General features: G+C 72.1%; 1 pseudogene. It reads right to left on the bottom strand.

The window, feature by feature from the left end:
• Positions 1 to 1,158 precede the first annotated feature (1,158 nt).
• A pseudogene (locus Q7A36_RS39630) lies at positions 1,159 to 1,717 on the bottom strand (hypothetical protein); the annotation flags it as partial.

The raw sequence follows: 1,717 nt of genomic DNA, 5'->3' as shown, positions 1-1,717 counted from the left end.
TTCCGCACTCGCCACCACCAGCCCGTCCCTGCCAACCGCCGTCGCCTGCTTCACCTCCGTCGTGCCACCAGTGTGCCCGCAATTCTCGAAGCGGCGTAAGCTGACCTTGGCTTTCGCCTCAACTCGTCGGGTCTGGCGTAAGTTCTGACAGAAGCCGCCTCACTGCCTCACCTGAGGGACATCCTGGTTCGGTGGGAATTCGGCACGCTCCGTGGCTCCGCCCGGCGTTCGATCCTCCTCGCAGTTCCGGGACGTACCGGCTTGACGACTCGGTGGGGACAGACGGTCCTTGATGCGCCGCGATGCTCGCACGCCCGCTTTGTCCGCGCGGTGATGCCTTTTGGGTTGCGCGTCCCGCGGTCCCCGGCACATAGATGGTTTAAGCTTGCGACACTCGCCCGGGCGCTGGGGGACATGGCCATAGAACAGACCGGGTCGCCGGATTGACGCTAGCGGCCCCGGTCGATCGCGCCCCCGTGGAACCGGCGAACGCCGCCGCGGGTCGGGTCCCGCCGTCCCTCGCTCGGCGCCTGTCGCTCCTGGTTGCGGTGGTCGCGGTGCCCCTCCTTGTGCTGGCCGCCGCCGTCTGGCAGGGCCAGCGCGAGGCGCGGGCGCGGGCCGAGGATGCCCTGCTCGGTCGGGCGCGGGCGCTGGCGCTCGCCATTGACCGCGAGTTCGACCGCGCCGAGGCGCTGCTCGACGGCTTGGCCGCCTCGTTCGCCCTGGCCCGGAGCGATCTCGACGCTGTCGAAGGCGAGATGCGTGCCGCCTCCGCCCGGTTCGGCGGCGCGACCCTCACCCTGGTCGCCGCCGACGGGCAGATCGCGCTGATGACGGCGTGGGCACCGGGGGAGCGGCGGGTGGGCGTCCGCGCCCCGGACGCAGCGCAGCGGGTGCTCGCCTCAGGGCGCGCCGAGGTCAGCGACCTGTTCCGCGGCACCGCGTCCGGGGCGGCCGCCGTCGCCGTCGGCGTGCCAGTCCTAGGGCCTCCCACCGGCTCCGGGCGGCGCCCGGTCGCGGCGGGCATCGGGCTCTCCCTGCCGCAGGTGCGCCTGGCCGCGGCGCTCGAGACGCAACGCGTGCCCGACGCGCCGGGCTGGGTCGGCTCGGTCGCGGACCGCGCAGGGGTCATCGTCGGGACTGCCGCGAGACTGGGGGTCACGCTGCGGCGGCCATTTGCGGGAGCAGGTCATTGGCGGGATAGAAGCGCTGCCCGAAGCCGGTGCCGAGCGTGCCGTTGTAGACGGCGCAGCAAACCTGCAGCAGCCGGTCGGCGCCGCGCCGGGACCAGCGCATCTGCTGCGATTTCGCCATCCGGCGGTTCACCAGGAAGTTGGCCGTGCCCTCGGTCAGCGCCGTGCCGACCCGCAGCCCAGCCCGGTGCCGCGCGCCGTAGTTGACCAGCCGATCGCTCTGCCCGACGAGATAGCAGTCCAAGGCCCGTAGCGTGGTCCATAGTTTGCGCGAAGGCGCGACGGTCCTGCGGCCGGCATGCTCGCCCCGGAAATGGTGCATGACGGCGCGGATGCGATCAAGGCTGGCTTTCGCGTCCTTGGCCTTGCCGTGCCACAGCCGCCAACGCAGGCGCTCGACCTCCTCGACGATCACCGCCTTCGCGCCCGCGCGCGCCGGATCGTCGGACGCCAGAGCCCCGGCGATCTGGGTCAGGTGCTGCAGCCGCATGGCGATATGGAACCAGTCCAGGATCGGACGCTCT

Origin of the sequence: Paracraurococcus lichenis (assembly GCF_030657435.1) — a bacterium.
GTDB classification, from domain to species: Bacteria; Pseudomonadota; Alphaproteobacteria; order Acetobacterales; family Acetobacteraceae; genus Paracraurococcus; species Paracraurococcus lichenis.
Note: the sequence above shows the minus strand (reverse complement) of the source record. Positions and strands in the feature narration are given on the sequence as shown.